Here is a 22,101-nt window from a genome sequence, read left to right as displayed (position 1 = left end):
TAAGGAAGTTGAACCAATGAATAAAATTAAAACCATTTTAGAAATGATAAAATTCGAACATACCGTATTCGCCCTCCCTTTTGCGTTTTTGGGAGCGGCGCTCGGCGGCCTGATGATCAACGGCTCCTGGCCCTCCATTGCTGACTGGATATGGATCACACTGGCAATGTTTGGTGCCCGCAGCGCTGCAATGACGTTGAACCGCCTGATTGATGCAGAAATAGACGCCCGCAATCCGCGAACGGAAACACGTGCCATTCCTGCAGGAGACGTTTCAAGAGGTCAAGCCATTTTATTTGTGCTTGGATCTTTTTTTGTTTTATTTATCGCTGCGTTTCAGTTAAACATGCTGGCGGTCTACCTTCTGCCGATTCCTGTCTTTTTTATGACGCTGTATTCCTACACAAAGCGCTTCACCTGGCTTTGCCATGTGTTTTTAGGAATAACAATTGGTATCGCGCCGCTCGGCGGATGGGTAGGAGTAACTGGCACGCTTCAGCCGGAGGCATTTTTGCTGTTTACGGCGGTAGCTATGTGGATTGGTGGATTTGATATAATTTATGCCACACAGGATGCGGAGTATGACAAGCGCGTCGGGCTGAATTCCATCCCGGCCTGCTTCGGGATTGCGAAAGCTCTTTACATTTCCCGGGGGTTTCACCTCGTCAGTCTGATTTCCCTGCTTGCACTGTATCTGCTTTCGCCGCTCAGCTGGTTTTATCTTATTGGACTGGCCGCAGCTGCGGCAATCATGATTTACGAGCATTCTCTGGTGAAGCCTTATGATTTGTCGAAGGTTGGAGTCGCCTTTTTTCCCATGAATGGGATTATCAGCATCGTGATATTAGTATTTACCCTTGGAGATATTTTAATGTAAAAACATGTACACCTGTACAGTGAAGATGTATACGATTTGGAGAGATGGTTATGTCCATAACAATGGGAGAAATCGCTTATACGAACGCAAAACCGTTTTTTTATTATCTCGACCGTCAAAAGCTTGAGCAGGAGGGGGTGCAGTTCGAACAGGACGTACCTGCTTCGCTGAACCGAAAACTCGAAGAACAAAAGCTGAGCGGAAGTGCTGTATCTTCATTTGCTTTTGGGTCCAGTACGCATGCTCTTTCGCTTCTGCCTTCTCTTTGTGTAGCTTCTGCCGGCAAAGTACGGTCCATTTTGTTCTATTCCCGTTACCCTCTTGATGAGCTTGTGGGGAGGCGGATTGCGTTAACATCGACAAGTGCGACAAGCGTTCATCTGCTGAAAATTATACTGCGGGAATTCTATCAGGTGACAGAAGCGCAGTATCAGACGCAGGCACCGGATCCGGTGAAAATGAAAGAGCAGAACGACGCTTACCTGTTAATTGGCGATGACGCCATCAGGGCTTCCTGGGAGGAAAGCGACTGGTTCTGTTACGATCTCGGCGAACTTTGGTATGCTCATACCGGCCTGCCGATGGTTTACGCTGTATTTGCTGTTCAAAACGAATCGTTCCATCAGGCTGAGAGCACATGGTCTGCTCTGCATCAGGATTTTTTACAAAGCCGCCGCACAGCACAGCAGGACAATTTTGCCGAAATGGCCAGTGATTACAGTCACAGGCTTGGAGGCAGCAGGACGTATTGGCAGAACTACTTCCGGGGGCTTCATTTCACGCTTGGGACCAGAGAGCAGGAAGGCCTGCTTTATTATTACCATCTCGCTTATAAGTATGGATATTTAAATGAAGCAGTTGAAAGTTTAGATATTTTGCAGCCGGGAGACGAGGTGCATTATTTATTTTGAAGGTGAATAAGATGAAGCTGATGGATCTGTACAGAGATTTAAAACCGGAGATAAAAGTGATCGAAAAAACGCTTGAAGAAGCGGTGGACTCGAAGCACGCCGTCCTGACTGAAGCGTCGAATCATTTATTAAAAGCTGGAGGCAAACGAATCCGGCCGGTTTTAGTGCTGCTAAGTGCGAAATTTGGAAATTATGATATCGGGCATATCAAACATGCTGCTGCTTCACTTGAACTGATACACATGGCTTCTCTTGTTCATGATGATGTGATAGATGATGCTGAGCTGCGCCGGGGCGAATCTACAGTCAAAGCGGCATGGGACAACAAAGTAGCGATGTACACCGGCGATTATATCTTTGGAAGTGCGGTCGAGCGCGCAGCCTATTACCGAGACCCTGTCATCAACCGGATTATCTCAAAGACGCTGATCGAAATATGCGTCGGCGAGATCGAACAGATCCGGGACCAGTACAACTGGGAGCAGCCGCTGCGGACGTATCTGCGCAGAATCCGCAGAAAGACAGCGGTTTTGATTGCCGCCGGCTGTGAGCTCGGTGCTGCAAGCGCCGGAGCATCAAAAAAGACGCAGCGTCAGCTTTACCGGTACGGCTATCACCTTGGCATGTCCTACCAGATTATCGATGATATTCTCGATTTTACCGGGAGTGAAAAAGAGCTTGGAAAACCTGCTGGAGGGGACCTTAGGCAGGGAAATGTAACGCTGCCTGCGCTGTATGCGATGCATCATAATCCGCATCTGCAGGAAAAAATCAGTGCAGCTATTCAGGAGGAGGCAGTCGACGAAGGCCAGGTGCAACGTATATTGTCGGAAGTTAATAATTCCGGGGGCATCGAATATGCGAAAACAATGAGTGAGCGTTATCTGGAGAAAGCGTATGAAGCGATTGCCACTTTGCCGGACATAGAGGCAAAGGATTCCTTAAAGGATATAGCTGCGTATATTGGCGGCAGAAAATATTAGATCCCCTTCCAGTCCGTAATTGCTAACGCTTTCAACTTTTGCTATACTAATTTTGGTAATTAGTAATGGATGGGGGAAAAAATATGACAAGTGAACGCACGTTTGTGATGGTTAAGCCGGACGGGGTTCAGCGCGGACTGGTCGGCAGCATTGTTCAGCGTTTTGAAGAAAAAGGGCTGAAAATCGCCGCCGGTAAATTTATGCAGATTTCACCTGAATTAGCCCAGAAGCATTACGAAGAACATAAAGAAAAACCTTTTTTTAATGACCTGGTCGGTTTTATTACGTCGGGCCCCGTATTTGCCGTAGTACTCGAAGGCCAGGATGCTATACATATTTCGCGGCTGCTGATCGGGAAAACAGATCCAAAAGAAGCACCGGCAGGAACGATCCGCGGCGATTACGGGCACGTGAAAGAGAAAAATGTTATCCACGGCTCAGATTCCCTGGAGAGCGCGGACCGGGAGATCGGTTTGTTTTTCAAACCGGAGGAAGTACTCGAATATGAACGCTCCATCGATGCATGGCTGTAAAACAAGATTAAGCTGATACACTTTTGGGAATACACTCTTATAGACAATTCAAGATAAGGGTGATAATCAATGATGTATTTACTGGCAATACTGTTGCCGCCGGTAGCGGTGCTGATCGTCGGCCGGCCGTTTCAGGCATTTATCAATTTTCTGCTGCTCCTGATTTTCTGGGTGCCGGCATCCATTCACGCCTGCTTCGTCGTAGCTGATTCCAAAGCGGAAAAACGGGCGAAAAGGTATTAATCTAAAGCGTGTCCCTGCAGGGGGCCCGCTTTTTTTATTATTTACTGATAAAAGCCCTTCACCTGGTTATCAGGTGAATATTTTCTTTCTGCTGGTCGATATAATGAAAAAGATCTTTGATCGGAATCTGAAGAATCAAGGCTGCCGTGATATAATAACGATACTCAGCAAAGTGGGGATACGATGACAAGCAGGCAAAATGCAGCAGTGGAAAATCAAATGGATGATGATTACGGTTTGTTCGTGCAAAAAATGAAGGGCCTAACCGGCCTGGACCTGCATTTATACAAAGAGGCGCAGATGAAGCGGCGGCTGTTTTCCTTTTTACAGAAAAAAGGTTTTCATTCGTTCACAGATTTATTTGACCGGGGTCTTCAGAGAGACGAAGTGCTTTTGAAGGAAATACTTGACCGGATGACTATCAATGTTTCCGAATTTTTTCGTAATCCTGCCCGTTGGGAGGTGCTTCAGACATCGATTCTTCCGGGAATACTTAACAAACGCAGTGATCCGCACATATGGTCTGCAGCGTGTTCTACTGGTGAAGAACCGTACTCGCTCTGGATGATGATGAAAGAAGCATTTCCGGGTTCTTCCTTTTCCATTACGGCGACGGATATAGACAGCCGCATCCTTGAACAGGCGCAGATGGGTCTCTACTCGGCCCGTGCAGTAGAAAATGTGCCTCCGGCGTATCTGCAGAAATATTTTGAAGCGAGTCCGCCGGCCTACCAGTTTGATACAAAAGCGGCAGCCCGGGACATTCGCTTTAAAAAGCAGAATCTGCTTGCAGATAATCCAGTGAGGGAGGTGGATGTTATCATTTGCAGAAATGTAATGATTTATTTTACAGAAGAAGCGAAGGATTATATCTACCAGCAGTTCTACGGTGCGCTGCGCCCGGGAGGTGTTTTGTTTGTCGGAAGCACGGAGCAGATGTTTCACCCGGAAAAGTATAAGTTTGAGCCGGCCGGTACCTTTTTTTACCGCAAAAGCTAAGCTTTTCAGGAAGATGAAAGAAGGCAGTTTCACTAAATAGAGGATTATGTTATCATTTACTGCATAAAAGCACTAAAGAGATACGTATGGAGCAAAGGGGAGAGATGGCACATATGAGATTTTTAACCGCAGGAGAATCACACGGACCACAGCAGACAACGATCGTTGAGGGAGTTCCGGCACAGATGGAGCTTCTTGAAGAGGATATCAACCAGGAGCTTGCAAGACGGCAGGGTGGATACGGACGCGGCCGCAGAATGCAGATCGAAAAAGATAAGGTGAAGTTTTTAAGCGGGGTCCGGCACGGGAAAACAACCGGCGCACCAATTACAATGGTCGTCGAAAATGACGATTTTGTGCACTGGGAAAAGATTATGGGCACCGAACCGCTCTCTGAAGAGGAAGCGGAAAAAGTGAAGCGCAAAATTACCCGTCCCCGTCCCGGGCACGCAGATTTGAACGGGGCTATTAAATACGGGCATCGTGACATGAGAAACGTGCTCGAGCGTTCCTCGGCCAGAGAAACAACTGCCCGGGTGATGGCAGGGGCACTGGCAAAAAAAATTCTCAAAACCTTCGGAATAGAAGTTGGAGGCCAGGTTCTTACGATAGGTGGTATTCATTCAGCACAGACGTCTTATTCCTCCATGCAGGAGCTTCAGGAAAAGTCAGAAGCGTCTCCAGTCCGCTGCCTGGACCCTGAAGCGGAGAAACAAATGATGGAAGCGATCGACAAGGCGAAGGCGGATGGCGATTCCATTGGCGGCGTTGTCCAGACTGTAGTGGAAGGCCTGCCGGTAGGTTTGGGCAGTCACGTGCAGTATGATCACAAGCTTGATGGCAAAATCGTCGGCGCGGTTGCAAGCATTAATGCCTTTAAAGGGGCTGAAGTTGGTATCGGCTTTGAAGCGGCTAACCGGCCGGGAAGCCAGGTGCATGACGAGATTGTCTGGGACGAAGAGAACGGCTATTACCGGAGCACGAACAACCTTGGCGGATTTGAAGGCGGGATGACCAATGGCATGCCGGTGGTCATCCAGGGCGTGATGAAGCCGATCCCGACCCTCTATAAGCCGCTGCAAAGCGTAGATATTGATTCCAAAGAACCGTTTAAAGCGAGCATTGAGCGTTCGGACAGCTGTGCGGTGCCTGCTGCTTCGGTTGTAATGGAAAACGTCGTGGCGTTTGAGGTAGCCGTCTCCTTTCTGGATATGTTCGGCACAGATAATGTTGACCGTATCCGCCGGAACTTTGAAGAGTACGTACAGGAAGCGAAGGATTTTTAACCGATGGAAACTGTACAGATACAGGCGGAGAAAAGAAGCTACCCGGTAATAATCGGGGGAGGGCTCCGCTATCAGCTTGCAGCCGTTTTAAAGGAGATAACAGCAGACAGCAGCCGTTTCCTGCTCGTCGTGGACGAGGCGGTGGAAGCCCTCTACCGGGAAGAAACAGAAAGCCAGCTGGCCCGGCTTCTGCCTGTGAGCACCTATGTTATGCCGTCAGGAGAGCAGTCCAAATCGGTGGAGGAGCTTTCCCGGCTGTGGGAGTTCGCGGCGGAAAGCGAAATGGACAGAAAGTCGGTATTTGTGGCGCTCGGCGGGGGTGTTGCAGGTGATTTGACCGGGTTCGCAGCGGCCGGATACATGAGGGGAGTAGACTATATTCAGCTGCCGACCACTCTTCTTGCCCAGGACAGCAGCGTAGGAGGGAAGACGGGCATTAACCTGCGTGCAGGCAAAAACCTGGCCGGTGCCTTCCATCCGCCTCTGGCTGTCATATATGACACGCAGACACTGCACACCCTGCCCGACGCCGAGTGGCGCTCCGGCTTTGCCGAAATGATCAAGCACGCCTACCTTGACGGAGAGGTCTTTTTGCAGGATTTAAAAGCCCGCGTGCAGAGCGTGGAGGATATGAAGTCGCCCGAAGTAGCTTCCTGGATTAAACGGTCGATTGAAGTCAAAGCGCGTATTGTCGAAGAGGATGAACGCGAGCAGGGCGTGCGGGCCTTTTTGAATCTGGGGCACACACTTGGGCATGCCCTGGAGAAAGAAATGGGCTACGGACGTATCACGCACGGAGAAGGAGTGGCGACCGGTCTGTGGTTTGCTCTTGCGGTAAGTAATTACGAAGGGGCAGGCCACTGGGATCTGGAAAAAGAAAAAGCATGGCTCGAATCACTGGGCTACCCGGTGGACGCCCCAGGCGGACTTTCAGCTGACACGCTAGTGGAGGCGATGAAAAGAGATAAAAAAGCTTCCTACGGGGATATTCATTACGTACTGCTCGAAAAGCCGGGGAAGCCGCTGACAGCAAAAGTGGAAGAAAACACGATCAGGCAGCTGCTCGATCGCTATTATAAATAGGCAGGTGACAACAGTGATACGAGGTGTACGGGGTGCAACAACGGTAAAAGAAAACCACGCAGAAGAGATCTGGGAAGAAACCGGACGGGTACTTAAGGAAATGATAGCGGAAAATCATATTACCGCAGACCAGGTATCGCATATTTGGTTTACGGTCACTTCTGATCTGGATGCTGCTTTTCCGGCAAAAGCAGCGAGGGAGATTCCTGGATGGGAGTTTGTTCCGGTAATGTGTGCCCAGGAAATCCCGGTGCCTGGCAGCCTGGAGCGTTGCATCCGTGTGATGATGACTGCGGATGTAAATGTACCTGCAAAAGATGTGCAGCATATCTTTTTAAACGAAGCGGTGGCGCTTCGTCCGGACCTTGGATTGACAAAGCAGAAGGATTCCTAGTAGGATAAGTATAAGCTAGAGTAACGACAGTTAAGGTATAGATGAGCGCTGCCACCGGAGGCAGCATAGAGAGTTAGAAGAGCAGAGGCAGAATAGCGGAGAATAGAAGATACCTGACAACACATTTAACCAATAAATCCTGCGTAGTATATGCAGGGTTCTCTTCTATCATGCCTCTCTGTCCGCAGAGAGGTTTTTCTCGTGTTCTGGCATGCTTTTCCTATTAAAGGAGGAAAAACCGTGACCAAAACAACGAAGCAGGCATTCACTGACGAGTCTTTATCCCACCGCACAATTCCATATATGGAGCATTACTTTTCCGATACCCTCACCCCCATTGATGTATTTCGTCACTTTCAGGAGGACGCAGTATATCTGCTTGAAAGTAAAGACGAAGCCTCTCCATGGTCGCGCTACTCGTTTGTCGGGCTTCACCCCTCCTACCGGATTGTAGAGCAGGGAGGAGAATTCCGTCTCGAGAAAACGGACGGCGCCCTCATACTTACAGCTTCCGATCTGGAAGCCTGCATGCAGCAGGCGACAGACTATATTGATCCTTCGCTGCCGGATGTGGATCTCCCATTTAAAGGCGGTGCTGTCGGTGCCCTCTCGTACGATGCTGTGGAATTGTTTGAGCCAAAGCTTGCGCCGGAGAACGCCCCGGAATCACGCATACACTTTGTGTACTGCCGCACGATTATGGCACTTGATCAGACGAACAAAGAACTGACGATCATCTATTATGATGAACATACAGAGAAAGAAACTGAAAAACGCTTTGAGGAAGCGAAGGCAACGGTAGGAAAGCTTCAAAAAAGTCTTCAGAACGGTAATTCCGGCTCCGCAATGTATCCGCCGCTTGAAAAAAATACAGCCGTGGACTTCAGCCGGGTCCAGTCCAATTATTCGAAGGAAGATTTCATGGATGCGGTGGAGAAAATTAAAGAATATATTGTAGCCGGAGACGTGTTTCAGACAGTGCTGTCCCAGCGCTTTGAGCTGCCGACAACAGTGAGTGGCTTCGACCTTTACCGGGTGCTTCGCATGATTAATCCGTCGCCGTACTTGTTTTACCTGCGGCTTGGCGAAACTGAAGTGGTGGGAAGCTCTCCGGAACGGCTCGTGCAGGTGCTGGACGGTCACGTGGAAATTCATCCGATTGCCGGAACCCGCAAACGGGGACAGACTGACACAGAAGATAAAGCACTCGAAGAAGAACTGCTTGCCGATGAAAAAGAGCGGGCGGAGCACTTTATGCTCGTTGATTTGGCTCGAAATGATGTTGGCCGAATTGCCTCCTACGGCACGGTGGAAACGCCGGTGCTGCTAGAAACAGTCCGTTTTTCTCACGTGATGCATATTATTTCGAAGGTGACAGGAAGGCTTTCTCCTTTCGTTTCCCCGGTCGCAGCTCTCCAGTCTGCTTTCCCGGCCGGAACCGTTTCCGGAGCACCGAAAATCCGTGCGATGGAAATTTTAAAGGAACTCGAGCCGACAAGACGCGGAATGTATGCCGGTGCTGTGTGCTATATGGGCTTTGACGGCAACATTGACTCCTGCATTGCCATCCGGACGATGCTTGTGGAAAATCAGACGGCAAAGGTCCAGGCCGGTGCTGGTATCGTTGCCGATTCAGACCCGGCATCGGAATACGAAGAGACGCAGAATAAAGCAGCCGCTCTTCTTCGTACTGTAGCCGCTGCCGAAGCAATGTTCACCGATGAGAAGGGAGAGAATATTCATGCTTAAAGCACTGTTGAATAAATGTATTGAGGGGCATACACTAAAAGAACAGGAAGCAGAACAGGCAATGGACTTTATTATGCAGGGAGAGGCTACACCGAGTCAGATTGCCGGTCTTATTTCCATTATGCGGTTTCGGGGCGAGACTGTGGAAGAGCTGACCGGATTTGTCCGCAGTATGCGACGTCACGCCCTTTCATTAGAGCATGAGGAGCCTTCTCTTCTCGATACGTGCGGAACCGGCGGCGACGTAAGTTCAACGTACAATATTTCCACTGCTTCTGCGATCGCGTTAAGCGGAGCGGGAATCAAGGTAGCCAAGCACGGCAACCGCTCGGTATCATCCAAAAGCGGCAGCGCCGACGTATTGGAAACACTGCAGGTGCCCGTGCAGTCAGGACCTGAGGAAGCGGTTAAAGCACTGCAGGAAAAAGGGCTTGCCTTTTTGTTTGCCCCGCTTTACCACGTAGCGATGAAGCATGCAGGCACCCCAAGAAAAGAACTCGGTTTTCGTACAATCTTTAACGTGCTCGGGCCGTTAACAAATCCGGCAAATGCTGATATTCAGGTGGTCGGTGTGTTTGACCGGGAATACGGAGAGAAAATGGCCTACGTACTGAAAAATCTAGGTGCGAGCCGGGCGTTATTTGTGACCGGCAGAGATGGACTGGATGAAATGACAATTTCGGACAGTACCTATATTACGGAGCTTCGCGACGGTGAAATTACGAAATATGAAATTACGCCGGAAGAGGCAGGGCTGAAGAGAGCTCCCGTCGAAGAGGTGCAGGTGGAGACAGCCGAAGAAAGCGCAGCGCTGATTGAAAGCATTTTTAACGGCTCAGAAACGGGAGCCGCAAAAGATATTTTACTATTAAACATGGGTGCTGCATTTTATGCTGCCGGCCGGGCAGAAACAATCGCAGACGGTGTGCAGCTTGCGGAGGAAGTCATCCGCGGGGGCAAAGCCGAACAGCAGCTGCAGCGCCTGCGGGGAAATGAGGTTAAATCAACGTATGCTTGAAAAAATACTGCAAACTAAACAGGAGGAGCTCTCCCATATTACGGTTGGTGAGCGTCCGGATGTACCGTTTTATTCACTGAAAAAAGCACTTCAGCAGGATCCGCAGAACGTACAGATTATTGCGGAGGTCAAAAAAGCTTCGCCCTCCAAAGGACTGATACGGAGCGATTTTGATCCGGAGGCCATCGCTCTTGGCTATGAACAGGGAGGTGCCGCTGCCCTGTCGGTGCTGACGGATGAAACGTATTTTCAGGGAAGCAGCAGCTATCTGACAGCGGTCAAAAAAATATCTTCTCTGCCTGTACTGCGCAAGGACTTTATTATTGATACCAGACAGGTGGAGGAAAGTGCAGCGATCGGGGCAGACGTTATTTTACTGATCGCAGAAGCCCTTGCGCCGGAAAAGCTGCACGAATTGTACCGGCAGGCTTACGGGCTCGGGATGGAGGTGCTTGTAGAAGCACATTCCCCCGAAAAGCTGCACGACCTTCTCCATCAGTTTACGCCGGAAATTATCGGCATCAACAACCGTGATCTTCATACGTTTCATACAGAACTCGGGCAGACAGGAAAAGCAGCTTCGTTTATACCGGAAGGCAGCGTACTCGTCAGTGAAAGTGGCATCCGGACAAACGAAGACCTTGATTATATACAGCTGCTCGGGGCAGAGGCGGCGCTTGTCGGTGAATCCCTGATGAGGCAGCCGGACGTACGTGAAGCTTTACTAAAACTGCGGGGAGTGAACGAGCATGCCTCCACAGACACCGATGTTTAAAATGTGCGGCCTGCACTCCGAAAATGATGTGCGGCTTGCAGCTTCTTCCTCTGCTGACTTTGCGGGGTTTGTATTTGCCCCGGGGAAACGGGAAGTGGAGCCGGGAGCCGTTCGCGAGTGGCTGCAGGTCCACCCGCTGCACGGTAAAAAGGTTACCGCCCTGTTTGTGAATGCGCCGGTGCGAAGAGTGATTGCGACCGTGGAAGAAATACAGGCAGACGTGATTCAGCTGCACGGCGAGGAGCCGCCGGAAGAAGCGGCGATCATTCGGCACCGTACTGGCAAGAATGTTTGGAAAGCCCTGCCGCACGGAGAATATACGCATCAACAGATTGATGCCTATGCGGACTACGTGGATGGCTTCATCATCGACGCCAAAGTCAATGGCCGGTTTGGAGGCTCCGGCGAATCCTTCGCCTGGGAGCACGTGCCGGGCTATATTAAAGCCGGAAAAGCCCACCGGCTTCCGCTATTTATCGCAGGAGGAGTTCGCCCGGAAAATGTTGAAGACCTGCTTGCGTATCATCCGGCAGGTATTGACATTTCCAGCGGACTGGAAAAAGACGGAATAAAAGATGCCGGTTTATTAGAACAATTAGAGAAGAGGTTGAATAGCTATGCAGCAGATATATCCCGATGAACATGGACGGTACGGGGATTATGGCGGAAAATATGTACCCGAAACGCTCATGTATGCACTGGAGGAGCTTGAAGAGGCATTTAACGCTGCCTGGGAGGATGAATCCTTTCACGAGGAGTACCAGGATATTCTGCGTGAATATGCCGGCCGCGAAACGCCGCTGACGTTTGCAGGGCATTTGACGGAGCATCTGGGCGGAGCTCAGATTTATTTAAAACGGGAGGATCTTCTTCATACCGGTGCCCATAAATTAAACAATGCCATCGGCCAGGTGCTTCTGGCAAGACGCATGGGGAAATCAAAAATCGTTGCCGAAACAGGTGCCGGCCAGCACGGCGTGGCGACGGCGACCGTCTGTGCTAAGTTTGGGCTGGAGTGCAAGGTGTTTATGGGCGAAGAGGATATGGAGCGGCAGGCACTGAATGTTTTCCGCATGGAGCTGCTGGGAGCAGAAGTACTGCCTGCATCGTCCGGAAACAAAACCTTAAAGGATGCCACCAATGAAGCGATCCGTTACTGGGTGACCAACGTCGAAGATACGTTTTATTTAATCGGTTCAGTCGTTGGTCCGCATCCATATCCAATGATTGTGCGGAACTACCAGCGGATCATCGGCGATGAAACGAAACGGCAGATGCAGACGCGTTGCGGCGCTCTTCCGGATGCGATTGCAGCATGCGTGGGAGGCGGGAGCAATGCGATCGGCATGTTTTATCCGTTTCTGGAAGACGATGTAAAGCTTTACGGGGCAGAGGCAGCTGGTATGGGAATTCATACAGCATTGCACGCAGCAACGATTTCAAAGGGTACCCGCGGGGTCATTCACGGGTCACTGACGTATTTAATCCAGGACGAAAATGGACAGATTATTGAGCCGTATTCTATTTCTGCCGGACTGGACTACCCGGGCATTGGTCCGGAGCACGCCCATCTGGCCGAAAGCGGCCGCGTGGAATACACGGGCGTGACAGACGAACAATCGCTTGAAGCACTTTCGCTGTTAACGAAGAAAGAAGGTATTCTACCGGCAATTGAATCCTCTCACGCGCTCTACCTGGCATTTGAAAAGGCCAAACAGATGGACAGAAATGAACGAATCGTTATCTGCCTCTCGGGGCGTGGAGATAAAGACGTTGAAACGATCCGCCGCCGCATGGAAGGAGAGAGCAGTGATGAATAAAGCAACAAATGTGCTGTCTGTGGAAGAAGCAGCAGCGCAGGCGCCTTACCCTCTGTTTGTGCCATTTATTATGGCAGGGGACCCGGATGAGGAAGCGACCATTTCAATTGCTCTTTCGCTTCAGGAAGCGGGCGCCCATATTTTAGAGCTTGGCATTCCGTACTCTGATCCGCTGGCTGATGGGCCGCTGCTTCAGCGCTCAGCCCAGCGCGCACTCAAAGGAGGTATGAGCCTGAAAGGGGCTCTGCGCATGATCCGGACGATGAGAGAACGCGGACTGACGATTCCGGTCGTCGTGTTTTCCTACGTCAATCCCGTGCTCCGCATGGGAGAAGAAACGTTTGTCAAAGAAGCGGCGTCCGCGGGAGCGAACGGGGTACTGATTCCGGATCTTCCCATGGAAGAAAGCAGTTTTATCAGTGAGCTTGCAAGAGAGAAGGAGTTGTCGGTCATTTCACTTGTGGCGCCGACGTCAGCCCACCGTATTGAAAAAATTGCCTCCCAGGCCCAGGGCTTTCTGTACTGCGTTTCAAGTCTTGGTGTAACAGGTACGAGAGACGCTTTCCCGGATGAGGCCTATGCGTTTATCCGCAAAGTAAAAGAAGCAAGCACGGTGCCGGTCGCTGTTGGATTTGGCATCTCCAACCGCCGGCAGGTGGAGCTGCTTGACGGCGTGAGCGATGGCATTGTTGTCGGCAGTGCGATTATGAAAATCGTCGAACAGGAGCAGGAGGCACTCGTTTCGGCTGAAAAGACAGAGCGCGAGCAGGCACTGAACGAAATTAAAACCTTTGTCTCCGGGCTAATTTCGTCGTAAGATAGTAATCAGCATACAAAGACGAGGTGACAAAGTTGTATATTAAAAAACAAATCAAAGGCATGACGCCTTACCAGCCGGGAAAACCAATTGAAGAAGTGAAACGGGAGCTTGGACTGACCACCGTCCATAAAATGGCTTCCAACGAAAATCCATACGGTGCCCCGCCGGAGGCCAAACAAGCAATCGAAGAAGCGGCCGCCGATCCGGAAATTTATCCGGATGGTTATGCAGCTGAGCTCCGCCAGGCAGTGGCCGAGGAGCTGAATGTTGGAGAAAAGCAGCTGCTGTTTGGGGCCGGTTCCGACGAGGTGATTTTAATGCTCTGCCGGGCCATGCTTGGGCCGGACACAAATACCGTCATGGCGGTGCCATCGTTTTCGCAGTACAAGCATAATGCGGCCATTGAAGGAGCGGAAATCCGTGAAATTCCGGCAGTGGACGGAGAACATCAGCTCGAAGCAATGCTTGAAGCGATTGATGAACAGACACGTATTGTCTGGGTATGTAACCCGAACAATCCGTCCGGTGCCTATATAAATGATGAAGCATTTGTGGCATTTCTCGATCGGGTGCCGGAAAACGTACTAGTCGTTTCGGACGAGGCTTACATTGAATACGTGACCGCAAAGGATTATCCGGATACGCTGAAGCTGCTGCAGGAGTACCCGAACCTTCTTCTTTTGCGTACATTCTCAAAGGCTTATGGTCTGGCCTCTCTCCGGGTCGGTTATGGCGTAAGCCATGAAGAGTTGATTCAGTCCCTGGATCCGGTCCGGCCTCCGTTCAACGTTACAGCTGTAGCTCAGCGGGCGGCAACGGCAGCCTTGAAGGACCACGGCTTTATTGAGAAGTGCCGGACGAAAAATAAAACTGAACTCGATAAAATGACAGCCTTCTGTGAAGAACAGGGCCTGGACTATGTCCCTTCGCAGACCAATTTTCTGCTGATTCATACAGGAGTTGCAGGAAGCGTTGTTTTTGACGAAATGCTGAAAAAGGGTATCATCATCCGCTCAGGAGAAGCTCTCGGCTATCCGGAATCGATCCGTGTAACGATAGGGACCGAAGAGCAGAATGAAGCTTTTCGCCAGACGCTGAGTGAAGTGCTTGAACGTCAGCAGGCCAGGCTTTAGCGGACAACACCCGGAATCCGGCTCCGCTCGGGGCTGGGTGTTTTTATTTATGGAAACAAAGAGAGGCCTGGAGGGAAACAGATGCAGAAAAAAGCAGCAGTTATCGGGCTGGGACTGATCGGAGGGTCAATTGCCCTTGCCATCAAACAGGAACATCCCGGTGTTTATATTACAGGAACAGATGTAGATGAAGCCCAGACAAAGCTGGCGGTATCCTTGAGTGTTATTGATGAGGCTGCCCCGGACCTGGAGAACGCTGTAAAAGAAGCAGATCTGGTTGTGCTTGCCACTCCGGTTGCCACCACTGAGAAATTGCTCGTGCAGCTGGCTGGCATGCCTTTAAAGCCCGGAGCTATCGTTACCGACGTCGGCAGTACAAAAACATCGATCTGCGAGCAGGCAGACGTTCTTTCGGAAAAGAACGTTCATTTTATTGGCGGCCATCCCATGGCCGGTTCCCATAAAAGCGGTGTCCACGCTGCCCGTGTCCGTCTGTTTGAAAATGCCTACTACGTGCTGGTGCCAAACGGGCCGGGCTCTTCTGAAAAGATTGGTGAGATTAAAGATTGGCTTCAGGGCACACAGGCGAAATTTATTGAGCTCTCCTACGAACAGCACGACCTGCTGACAGGCGTCATCAGTCATTTTCCGCATATTGTGGCATCGGCCCTTGTGCATCAGGTGAAGGGGATGGAGGACGAACAGGCATGGGTGACAAAGCTCGCTGCCGGAGGGTTCCGGGATATTACGAGAATCGCTTCAGCCAGCCCGGAAATGTGGACGGATATTCTGCTGAAAAACAATGACGTGATGCGGCAGCTGATGGAGGACTGGAAGCAGCAGATGAGCGCCATTGAACAGATGCTTGCCGCGGGGGATAAAGAGCAGATTTACCAGTTTTTTGAGCATGCCAAGTCCTATCGTGATGGACTGCCTGCCAAGAAGCAGGGGGCCATACCGGCCATTTATGACCTGTTTGTCGACGTGCCGGACCATCCCGGAGTTATCTCGGATGTAACCGGAATTCTTGGCCGGACCGGCATCAGTATTATCAATATCCGGATCCTTGAGACGAGAGAGGACATTATGGGCGTGCTGCAGTTGACGTTCCGTACTGAAGACGACCGGCGGGCCGGCATGCAGCAGCTTGAAAAGCACGATTATGAATCCTACATTGGTTAACCGAAAAAAGGATAAAAAAATAGGAGAGAAGCATTGACAACGCTTACAATTACGTTATACTAATATTAGCGTATGGTTTCTCTCCACTCCTATCCATACTCTTTATCTTAAAACTAGCCGATGTGGCGGCACACCTGATGAGTAGACATCAGGTGTTTTTTTTGTTTTTGTAAACGTTATCACGTTCTGCGTATAGAAGGTTTTCTGTTCGTCACAGCGGGCAATGTTTGCTATAATTACACAGTGCTAAACGAGATTTACCTGGAAGAAAGGTTGTTGACGGCGTGAATTTAGAAACGATCCTTGAAACGATAAGAAACGGCGATACGGAAAAAGGGCTTGAAGAGATGGAGAAATACAGCCACTCTGCAAATGATCAGGAAAAATACGATATAGTGGAAATGTATCAGGAGCTGGGCCGCTCGGATAAGGCACAGCCGCTGATTGAAGACCTGCTTGGACGCTATCCCGATGAAGGGGCACTGCTGACTACTGCAGCCGAGAATGCGATTGATCTTGACGATGAGGATGAGGCGATTGAGTGGCTGCTTGAGGTAAAGGAGTCGGACGAAGAGTATCTGCGGGCGCAGCTGCTGCTTGCTGACTTGTATCAGATGCAGGGGCTCGATGAAGTAGCGGAACAGAAGCTTTTGGATGCACTAAAGCAGAGTCCTGAAGAGCCGGTGCTGCTTGCCGCCGTCGGGGATTATTATTTATCCCGCGGAGACTACGCTAAGAGCATTCCTTATTTGAAGCAGGCGGAAGGTGCCGGGTTTAAATTTCCGGATGGGAGCCTGAGTCTTCGTCTCGCTGAAGCTTACAGCGTGACCGGTTCGTTTGAGGATGCGCTGAGCTACTACGAGGCCGGACTGAAAGAACACACGGAGCTCCATGCTTTGTTTGGGTACGGCTATACGGCGCTGCAGGTCAGCGATTATCAGCTTGCTGCGGAAAAATTCGAAGAGCTCCGGAACATGGATAAAGACTTTGTAGCCCTCTATCCGTATCTCGTGCGAAGCTACGAAGGCCTCGAGGACCATGAAAAAGCCCTCGAAGCAGCCAAGGCTGGCATTAAAGAAGATGAATACAATGAAAATCTATATACCGAGGCCGGGAAGCTGTATATGGCGCTTGGCAACGAAGAAGAGGGAGAAAAACATCTCAAGGAGGCGCTTGCTTTAAATCCGGCTCATCTTGAAGCGGCGAATGCGCTTCTCAGCATGTGGATGGAGCAGGAAGAACCGGAGGCAATGATTGACCTGATTGATCATTTATACGAAATGGGCGAGCCGGATGTGCGTTTTCAGTGGTACTACGCCCGGGCTAAAAATCTTCAGGACGAGCCCGTCGAAGCAAAAGAAAAATACGAAGAAGTGTACAGCGTGTATCAGGAAAACGAAGTATTTCTTGAAGAATACGGCCGTCTGCTGCTTGAGCTCGGCTACCGGGAGAATGCGTTGAAGCATCTGGAGCAGGCTTCGGCCATGCAGCCGGATAACACTGAGCTTCAGCTTTTGCTTGAAGACCTTCGAATGAGCGAATGAAGACACGAACCTGGTGTCTTTTTCTACATATAAAATGAGGCGGATGATACAGTGAAACAGCTACTTGGATGGTTTGGGACACCTTACGTGTTAATCCCGCTTTTTATCATTAACGCGCTCGGTACCATTTACGGCTATATTTGGTACGGGCAGCAGCTGCAGCAGACGCCGGCTGTGTTTCTGCCCTTCGTCCCGGACAGTCCGACCGCAAGCCTGGTTTTTACGATCGTTCTCGGACTCTATATTATCGGCAGAAGGAGCGGACTGGCGGAAGCGTTTGCTTTTATAACGCTTGTAAAGTATGGGCTTTGGGCGGTGGGAATGAATGTGTTTTCCGGCGTGGCCGGAGAGGCTCTCAGCTGGCAGCATTACATGCTTATCGCCTCTCACGCGGGTATGGCCCTGCAGGCGTTCCTGTATCTTCCGTACTACCGGGTGAAGCTTTGGCATATCGGGGCAGTAGCGGTATGGACACTGCATAATGATATAATTGACTACGTTTTTGGAATGTATCCGTGGGTGTCAGCATCGCTCCAGCCGTACATTTCCCTGATCGGCTACGGGACGTTCTGGCTTAGTGTGATTTCGATCGGGCTCCTGCTCTGGTGGAGGCTCAGTCCCGGCCGGACGGAGCTTCGGCTCATGGAGGAATAGAGCAGAATCTTTGACATTATACCCCTGCCTGCATACAATATAAGTATATATAAATGGAGGGATGAGAAAAAATGGGAATGCTTCTGTTATATTTAGCAGCGCTGATCCTCATTCCGCTTTGGGCACAGTCCAAAGTGAAAAAAGCATATAAAAAATATTCGAACGTAAGCAATTCATCTGGAATGACAGGGGCCTCCGTGGCAAAAAAAATCCTGGAGGAAAACGGCATCTATAATGTACGCGTAGAGCCGACTAAAGGAAAATTAACGGATCACTATGATCCCTCGAAAAAAGTTGTCCGCTTGTCGGAGGAGAACTATTACAATTCGACAGTAGCGGCTCAGGCGATCGCTTCCCACGAAGTGGGACACGCAATTCAGGATGCGGAAAACTATGCGTTTTTACGATTCCGTTCCTCGCTTGCCCCGGTGGCTTCGACCGGGTCCAACCTTTCCTTCTTTTTAATTCTTGCCGGTATTTTGCTGCAGTCGACCGGAATGTTTCTGGCGGGCATCGTATTCTTTTCGGCCGCCGTACTGTTCCAGGTTGTCACTCTTCCGGTGGAATTTAATGCGAGCAGCCGGGCCATGAATCAGATTGTGGCGACCGGTATAATCAGCAACAATGAAGAACGGGAAACGAAAAAAGTGCTAGATGCCGCTGCATTAACGTACGTGGCAGCTGCTCTGGTAGCCGTGCTGGAACTGGGGCGTTTTATCGCCATGTTCCTCATGACAAGCCAAGAATAGTAAAAAACACCTGCGCCGGCATCGCGCAGGTGTTTTTGTGTATTGAATCTGATGAAGATGTGGGTCGAATCCGCCTTACTGCAGCGGGTTTTTGTTTTCATCGAGCGTGAAGCCCTCGCCGATAACATCCTGGACATCGTTAACCGTAACAAACGCATGGGGGTCCACCCGTTCGACAAGGTGTTTCAGGCGCATCAGTTCGTTTTTGCCAACGACGCAGTAGAGAATCTCTTTTTCCTGGCGGGTGAAGCTGCCCTTGCCGTTTAGTATAGTTGCTCCCCGGTTCATCTCCTGTAAAATGGCTTCAGCTACCTCCGGAGCCTGATCGGAAATGATCATGGCGGCTTTGCCGGAGTATGCCCCCTGCTGAATAAAATCGATGACGCGGGCAGCCACGAATACAAACACGAGCGTGTACATTGCTTCCCGGTAGTCTAAATACAGCAGAGAGGCAATGATTACGAAGGCATCAAACATAAACAATGACCGTCCCATCGTCCAGCCGAATACGTTGCTTGCAAGCTTGGCGATAATATCGGCTCCCCCGGTCGTACCGCCGTACCGGAAAACAATGCCGAGGCCCGAGCCGACAAAAACACCGGCAAACAGAGCGACCAGAACAAGATCATCCTGAAGCGGCAGGCGGAGAAGGTCGACTTTTTGAAACAGCCACAGAAAAAAGCTGACAGCAGCTGTACTTATAAGCGTATAGACAAATACGTGCCGCCCGAGCAGCCGCCAGCCCAGAATCAGGACGGGAATGTTCAGAACGAGGTTGCTGAAGGCCGGGTTGATATTGAATAAATTATAAAGAATTAGGGTAATACCAGTAAAGCCGCCGTCCGCTAGCTGGTTTTGCATGTTAAAATAGACGAGTCCAAAACTCATAATGGCAGAGCCAAGCACAACAAAAAAGATGTTACGGGTATGTATCCAAATGCTCATGATGGTTCCTCCTCTCCGGTCGGAAAGCTTGTATCAACCGTTATATTATAGTAAAGCCCAGAGCAGGAGGCAATCTATGTTTGTCAAACCGAATGGATTTTTATACGATTGAAGGGAGGACGCCGGAATGTCCCAGGAACAGATGACGATGAAAGAAATGCAGGAAAAAGTGGATGCCTTCATTGGCCAGTTTGAAGAAGGGTATTTCAGTCCGCTTGCCATGCTTGCAAGAATGACAGAAGAAACTGGAGAGCTTGCCAGAGAAATTAATCACTACTACGGTGAAAAGCCGAAAAAAGAAAGCGAAGAGCATAAATCACTGGATAAAGAAATGGGCGACATGCTGTTTGTGCTCATCTGCTTTGCGAATTCACTTGATATTGATCTGGATGAAGCGTTTCGTATCGTAATGGAAAAGTTTGAGACAAGAGATCAGGATAGATGGACGAAAAAGGAGAATGACAAATGAGTGAATCAATCCGCGTTATCGTGGCCGGGCCGAGAGGAAACATGGGTAAGGAAGCTGTACATATGATTGAAGCAGCAGAGAATCTGCAGCTTGCCGCTGTGGTGGACCATAAATACGAAGGCTCACTGCTGTCAGAAATCGAAGGAATGCCAAATTCCGGCGCACGCGTCTATACAGACGTTGACCAGTGTCTCAGCGAGGTCGAAGCAGAAGTTTTTGTAGACTTGACCACGCCGGAAATTGGAAAGATACATACAGAAAAAGCACTCGACTACGGTCTTGCGCCCGTCGTTGGTACGACCGGATTTTCCGATGAAGATCTCGACCGCCTGCGTCAGAAAGCAAAAGAGCAGCAGCGGGGAGTGCTTATTGTACCAAATTTTGCTATCGGCGCTGTACTGATGATGAAAATGTCGCAAATGGCTGCGGCCTACTTCCCTGACGTTGAGATTACCGAACTGCATCATGACCGAAAGCTTGATGCCCCGTCCGGCACCGCTGTGAAAACGGCAAAGCTGATTCAGGAAAACCGGACTAAAAAAACACAGGGGCACCCGGAGGAAAAAGAAACGATGCCGGGAGCACGCGGAGCGGAGCTTGACGGTATGAGAATTCACAGTACACGTCTTCCGGGCCTGGTGGCACATCAGCAGGTGATGTTTGGCGGCGAAGGCCAGACGCTTACTATTCGTCACGACTCGATCAACCGGGCCTCATTTATGCCGGGTGTCAAATTTGCGATTGAGCAGGTAGTCACGATGAACGAGCTCGTCTACGGCCTCGAAAACATTCTGGAGTAAAGGGGAGCTTTTATGAATATCGCACTGATTGCCCATGATAAGAAAAAGGATGATCTTATCCGGTTTGCCGAAGCATACAGGCATATCCTCGAGCGTCATACCCTTTCAGCAACCGGAACGACCGGTGGGAGACTGAAGGAGGAAGTAGGCCTGAACGTCAAACAGTACCAGTCCGGGCCGCTCGGCGGCGATCAGCAGATCGGGGCACAGATTGCAGAACAGCAGGTGGACCTGGTGCTTTTTTTCCGGGACCCATTGACCGCGCAGCCGCATGAGCCTGATATCACCGCATTGATGAGGCTCGCCGACGTACACGGGGTACCGCTTGCGACAAACATGGCCGCAGCTGAGGTGCTGATCAAAGGGCTTGAACATGGATTGTTTGCCTTTCGGGATATTTTAAAGGAGTCTACAGATCAATATGACACATAAACGAACGCTGTTAACCGTAGGGGCCCATCCTGATGATATTGAAATCGGAATGGGCGGGACGGTAGCACTGCACAGTAAAAAAGATAACGTCTATATGCTTTCCCTGACAGAGGGGGATCTTTCATCCAATGGGACCGTGGAAACAAGACAGCAGGAAGCAGAGCGGGCAGCAGAGATCCTTGGTGCCGGAAGGCTTCAGCTTACCTGGAGGGACCGGATGCTTACAGCAGTAACCCAGGAAGAGTACACCCAGCTTGTGCAGCTGATCCGGCGCATCCAGCCAGACGTGATATTTGCCCCGTACTACCTTGACCGGCACCCGGACCACGGCGATGCCGGAAATATTGTTAAGCGGGCTGTGTTTGATGCAGGAGTCAAGCTTTATCCGGGTGTGGACGAAAACGCCCACAAAGTACCGGACATGTACTATTATATGATCAACGGCTACCACCGGCCCGCCTTTTATGTGGATATCACCCAGGCGGCCGGTGACAAAGAAGCGGCCTTAAGAGCGTATAAAAGCCAGTTTAATCCGGGAGAAGATGCCGTAAGTACGCCGCTTACGGACGGGTACCTCGAAACGATTCAGGCAAGAGACCGACTATTCGGCAAAGAAACGGGAGTGACTTACGCGGAAGGGTTTATCGCAGAAACTCCGATGCTTTTTCAACAGGTGCCCGGCAGACAAGGAAGTGACTAAGC

At 50.3% G+C, this 22,101-nt stretch carries 25 protein-coding genes; 24 read left to right on the top strand and 1 reads right to left on the bottom strand.

What is annotated here, in order from left to right:
- The first annotated feature begins 16 nt into the window (after positions 1-16).
- From Q0757_RS07800 to Q0757_RS07705, 20 genes are all read left to right on the top strand, one after another.
- Positions 17-877, top strand: coding sequence for a UbiA-like polyprenyltransferase (locus Q0757_RS07800; RefSeq protein ID WP_298785979.1), 861 nt, complete (start codon positions 17-19; stop codon positions 875-877).
- A 50-nt stretch (positions 878-927) separates the two neighbouring features.
- A complete protein-coding gene (locus Q0757_RS07795) occupies positions 928-1,788 on the top strand; it encodes a menaquinone biosynthesis protein (RefSeq protein ID WP_298785978.1) in 861 nt (286 codons plus the stop codon).
- A 2-nt stretch (positions 1,789-1,790) separates the two neighbouring features.
- Positions 1,791-2,771 (top strand): heptaprenyl diphosphate synthase component II, encoded by a 981-nt coding sequence (gene hepT / locus Q0757_RS07790; protein WP_366139523.1) that lies wholly within the window; start codon positions 1,791-1,793, stop codon positions 2,769-2,771.
- An 83-nt stretch (positions 2,772-2,854) separates the two neighbouring features.
- Positions 2,855-3,304 (top strand): nucleoside-diphosphate kinase, encoded by a 450-nt coding sequence (ndk, locus tag Q0757_RS07785; protein ID WP_298785976.1) that lies wholly within the window; start codon positions 2,855-2,857, stop codon positions 3,302-3,304.
- A gap of 69 nt (positions 3,305-3,373) precedes the next feature.
- Positions 3,374-3,547, top strand: coding sequence for a YqaE/Pmp3 family membrane protein (locus Q0757_RS07780; protein ID WP_022792269.1), 174 nt, complete (start codon positions 3,374-3,376; stop codon positions 3,545-3,547).
- Positions 3,548-3,730: 183 nt separating this feature from the next.
- The gene (locus Q0757_RS07775) at positions 3,731-4,546 is read left to right on the top strand and encodes a protein-glutamate O-methyltransferase CheR (protein WP_298785972.1); all 816 of its coding nucleotides are present in this window, start codon (positions 3,731-3,733) and stop codon (positions 4,544-4,546) included.
- A 113-nt stretch (positions 4,547-4,659) separates the two neighbouring features.
- On the top strand, positions 4,660-5,832 hold the full coding sequence (gene aroC / locus Q0757_RS07770; RefSeq protein WP_298785970.1) for a chorismate synthase: 1,173 nt from the start codon (positions 4,660-4,662) through the stop codon (positions 5,830-5,832).
- 3 nt (positions 5,833-5,835) lie between these two features.
- The gene (gene aroB, locus Q0757_RS07765; protein WP_298785968.1) at positions 5,836-6,915 is read left to right on the top strand and encodes a 3-dehydroquinate synthase; all 1,080 of its coding nucleotides are present in this window, start codon (positions 5,836-5,838) and stop codon (positions 6,913-6,915) included.
- A 13-nt stretch (positions 6,916-6,928) separates the two neighbouring features.
- On the top strand, positions 6,929-7,309 hold the full coding sequence (gene aroH, locus Q0757_RS07760; protein ID WP_298785966.1) for a chorismate mutase: 381 nt from the start codon (positions 6,929-6,931) through the stop codon (positions 7,307-7,309).
- Between the two features lie 240 nt (positions 7,310-7,549).
- Positions 7,550-9,058, top strand: a complete 1,509-nt coding sequence (gene trpE / locus Q0757_RS07755; protein WP_298785964.1) for an anthranilate synthase component I — start codon at positions 7,550-7,552, stop codon at positions 9,056-9,058.
- Complete coding sequence (gene trpD, locus Q0757_RS07750; protein ID WP_298785962.1) at positions 9,051-10,076, top strand: anthranilate phosphoribosyltransferase; 1,026 nt, start codon at positions 9,051-9,053, stop codon at positions 10,074-10,076. The genes trpE and trpD overlap by 8 nt, the downstream gene beginning before the upstream one ends.
- Positions 10,069-10,851, top strand: coding sequence for an indole-3-glycerol phosphate synthase TrpC (gene trpC / locus Q0757_RS07745; protein ID WP_298785960.1), 783 nt, complete (start codon positions 10,069-10,071; stop codon positions 10,849-10,851). Before trpD ends, trpC begins: the two co-directional genes overlap by 8 nt.
- Entirely contained in the window at positions 10,826-11,491 is a 666-nt protein-coding gene (locus tag Q0757_RS07740; RefSeq protein WP_298785959.1) for a phosphoribosylanthranilate isomerase, read from the top strand. The genes trpC and Q0757_RS07740 overlap by 26 nt, the downstream gene beginning before the upstream one ends.
- Complete coding sequence (trpB, locus tag Q0757_RS07735; protein WP_298785957.1) at positions 11,469-12,671, top strand: tryptophan synthase subunit beta; 1,203 nt, start codon at positions 11,469-11,471, stop codon at positions 12,669-12,671. The genes Q0757_RS07740 and trpB overlap by 23 nt, the downstream gene beginning before the upstream one ends.
- Entirely contained in the window at positions 12,664-13,488 is an 825-nt protein-coding gene (gene trpA, locus Q0757_RS07730) for a tryptophan synthase subunit alpha (RefSeq protein ID WP_298785955.1), read from the top strand. The genes trpB and trpA overlap by 8 nt, the downstream gene beginning before the upstream one ends.
- A 35-nt stretch (positions 13,489-13,523) precedes the next feature.
- A complete protein-coding gene (gene hisC / locus Q0757_RS07725) occupies positions 13,524-14,624 on the top strand; it encodes a histidinol-phosphate transaminase (protein WP_298786164.1) in 1,101 nt (366 codons plus the stop codon).
- Positions 14,625-14,705: 81 nt separating this feature from the next.
- On the top strand, positions 14,706-15,806 hold the full coding sequence (locus Q0757_RS07720; RefSeq protein ID WP_298785952.1) for a prephenate dehydrogenase: 1,101 nt from the start codon (positions 14,706-14,708) through the stop codon (positions 15,804-15,806).
- A gap of 284 nt (positions 15,807-16,090) precedes the next feature.
- Entirely contained in the window at positions 16,091-17,350 is a 1,260-nt protein-coding gene (locus tag Q0757_RS07715) for a tetratricopeptide repeat protein (protein ID WP_298785950.1), read from the top strand.
- 51 nt (positions 17,351-17,401) lie between these two features.
- Complete coding sequence (locus Q0757_RS07710; protein WP_298785948.1) at positions 17,402-18,004, top strand: DUF1405 domain-containing protein; 603 nt, start codon at positions 17,402-17,404, stop codon at positions 18,002-18,004.
- A 71-nt stretch (positions 18,005-18,075) separates the two neighbouring features.
- Entirely contained in the window at positions 18,076-18,753 is a 678-nt protein-coding gene (locus Q0757_RS07705) for a zinc metallopeptidase (RefSeq protein WP_298785946.1), read from the top strand.
- Positions 18,754-18,828: 75 nt separating this feature from the next.
- Here Q0757_RS07705 and Q0757_RS07700 read toward each other — a convergent pair whose 3' ends face one another.
- The gene (locus Q0757_RS07700) at positions 18,829-19,698 is read right to left on the bottom strand and encodes a YitT family protein (protein WP_298785944.1); all 870 of its coding nucleotides are present in this window, start codon (positions 19,696-19,698) and stop codon (positions 18,829-18,831) included.
- Between the two features lie 127 nt (positions 19,699-19,825).
- On the opposite strand from Q0757_RS07700, the gene Q0757_RS07695 reads away from it, so the two are divergent.
- From Q0757_RS07695 to bshB1, 4 genes are read left to right on the top strand one after another with little or no spacing between them, the layout of a single operon-like run.
- Positions 19,826-20,167, top strand: a complete 342-nt coding sequence (locus Q0757_RS07695; protein ID WP_298785942.1) for a nucleotide pyrophosphohydrolase — start codon at positions 19,826-19,828, stop codon at positions 20,165-20,167.
- Positions 20,164-20,967 carry a 4-hydroxy-tetrahydrodipicolinate reductase gene (dapB, locus tag Q0757_RS07690; RefSeq protein WP_298785940.1) on the top strand — a complete coding sequence of 268 codons (804 nt, stop codon included), beginning with the start codon at positions 20,164-20,166 and terminating at the stop codon, positions 20,965-20,967. Before Q0757_RS07695 ends, dapB begins: the two co-directional genes overlap by 4 nt.
- 12 nt (positions 20,968-20,979) lie before the next feature.
- Positions 20,980-21,399 (top strand): methylglyoxal synthase, encoded by a 420-nt coding sequence (gene mgsA, locus Q0757_RS07685; RefSeq protein WP_091611155.1) that lies wholly within the window; start codon positions 20,980-20,982, stop codon positions 21,397-21,399.
- Positions 21,389-22,099 carry a bacillithiol biosynthesis deacetylase BshB1 gene (bshB1, locus tag Q0757_RS07680; RefSeq protein ID WP_298785935.1) on the top strand — a complete coding sequence of 237 codons (711 nt, stop codon included), beginning with the start codon at positions 21,389-21,391 and terminating at the stop codon, positions 22,097-22,099. Before mgsA ends, bshB1 begins: the two co-directional genes overlap by 11 nt.
- Positions 22,100-22,101 lie beyond the last annotated feature (2 nt).

Origin of the sequence: uncultured Marinococcus sp. (genome assembly GCF_947493875.1) — a bacterium.
Taxonomy (GTDB): domain Bacteria; phylum Bacillota; class Bacilli; order Bacillales; family Marinococcaceae; genus Marinococcus.
Note: the sequence above shows the minus strand (reverse complement) of the source record. Positions and strands in the feature narration are given on the sequence as shown.

Excerpts from the sequence above, each read along its gene's own strand:
- Q0757_RS07800 (WP_298785979.1), top strand. The coding sequence starts at position 17 with ATGAATAAAATTAAAACCATTTTAGAAATGATAAAATTCGAACATACC.
- Q0757_RS07795 (WP_298785978.1), top strand. The coding sequence starts at position 928 with ATGTCCATAACAATGGGAGAAATCGCTTATACGAACGCAAAACCGTTT.
- ndk (WP_298785976.1), top strand. The coding sequence starts at position 2,855 with ATGACAAGTGAACGCACGTTTGTGATGGTTAAGCCGGACGGGGTTCAG.
- Q0757_RS07780 (WP_022792269.1), top strand. The coding sequence starts at position 3,374 with ATGATGTATTTACTGGCAATACTGTTGCCGCCGGTAGCGGTGCTGATC.
- Q0757_RS07775 (WP_298785972.1), top strand. The coding sequence starts at position 3,731 with ATGACAAGCAGGCAAAATGCAGCAGTGGAAAATCAAATGGATGATGAT.
- aroC (WP_298785970.1), top strand. The coding sequence starts at position 4,660 with ATGAGATTTTTAACCGCAGGAGAATCACACGGACCACAGCAGACAACG.
- aroB (WP_298785968.1), top strand. The coding sequence starts at position 5,836 with ATGGAAACTGTACAGATACAGGCGGAGAAAAGAAGCTACCCGGTAATA.
- trpD (WP_298785962.1), top strand. The coding sequence starts at position 9,051 with ATGCTTAAAGCACTGTTGAATAAATGTATTGAGGGGCATACACTAAAA.
- trpC (WP_298785960.1), top strand. The coding sequence starts at position 10,069 with ATGCTTGAAAAAATACTGCAAACTAAACAGGAGGAGCTCTCCCATATT.
- Q0757_RS07740 (WP_298785959.1), top strand. The coding sequence starts at position 10,826 with ATGCCTCCACAGACACCGATGTTTAAAATGTGCGGCCTGCACTCCGAA.
- trpB (WP_298785957.1), top strand. The coding sequence starts at position 11,469 with ATGCAGCAGATATATCCCGATGAACATGGACGGTACGGGGATTATGGC.
- trpA (WP_298785955.1), top strand. The coding sequence starts at position 12,664 with ATGAATAAAGCAACAAATGTGCTGTCTGTGGAAGAAGCAGCAGCGCAG.
- Q0757_RS07720 (WP_298785952.1), top strand. The coding sequence starts at position 14,706 with ATGCAGAAAAAAGCAGCAGTTATCGGGCTGGGACTGATCGGAGGGTCA.
- Q0757_RS07705 (WP_298785946.1), top strand. The coding sequence starts at position 18,076 with ATGGGAATGCTTCTGTTATATTTAGCAGCGCTGATCCTCATTCCGCTT.
- Q0757_RS07700 (WP_298785944.1), bottom strand. The coding sequence starts at position 19,698 with ATGAGCATTTGGATACATACCCGTAACATCTTTTTTGTTGTGCTTGGC.
- Q0757_RS07695 (WP_298785942.1), top strand. The coding sequence starts at position 19,826 with ATGTCCCAGGAACAGATGACGATGAAAGAAATGCAGGAAAAAGTGGAT.
- dapB (WP_298785940.1), top strand. The coding sequence starts at position 20,164 with ATGAGTGAATCAATCCGCGTTATCGTGGCCGGGCCGAGAGGAAACATG.
- mgsA (WP_091611155.1), top strand. The coding sequence starts at position 20,980 with ATGAATATCGCACTGATTGCCCATGATAAGAAAAAGGATGATCTTATC.
- bshB1 (WP_298785935.1), top strand. The coding sequence starts at position 21,389 with ATGACACATAAACGAACGCTGTTAACCGTAGGGGCCCATCCTGATGAT.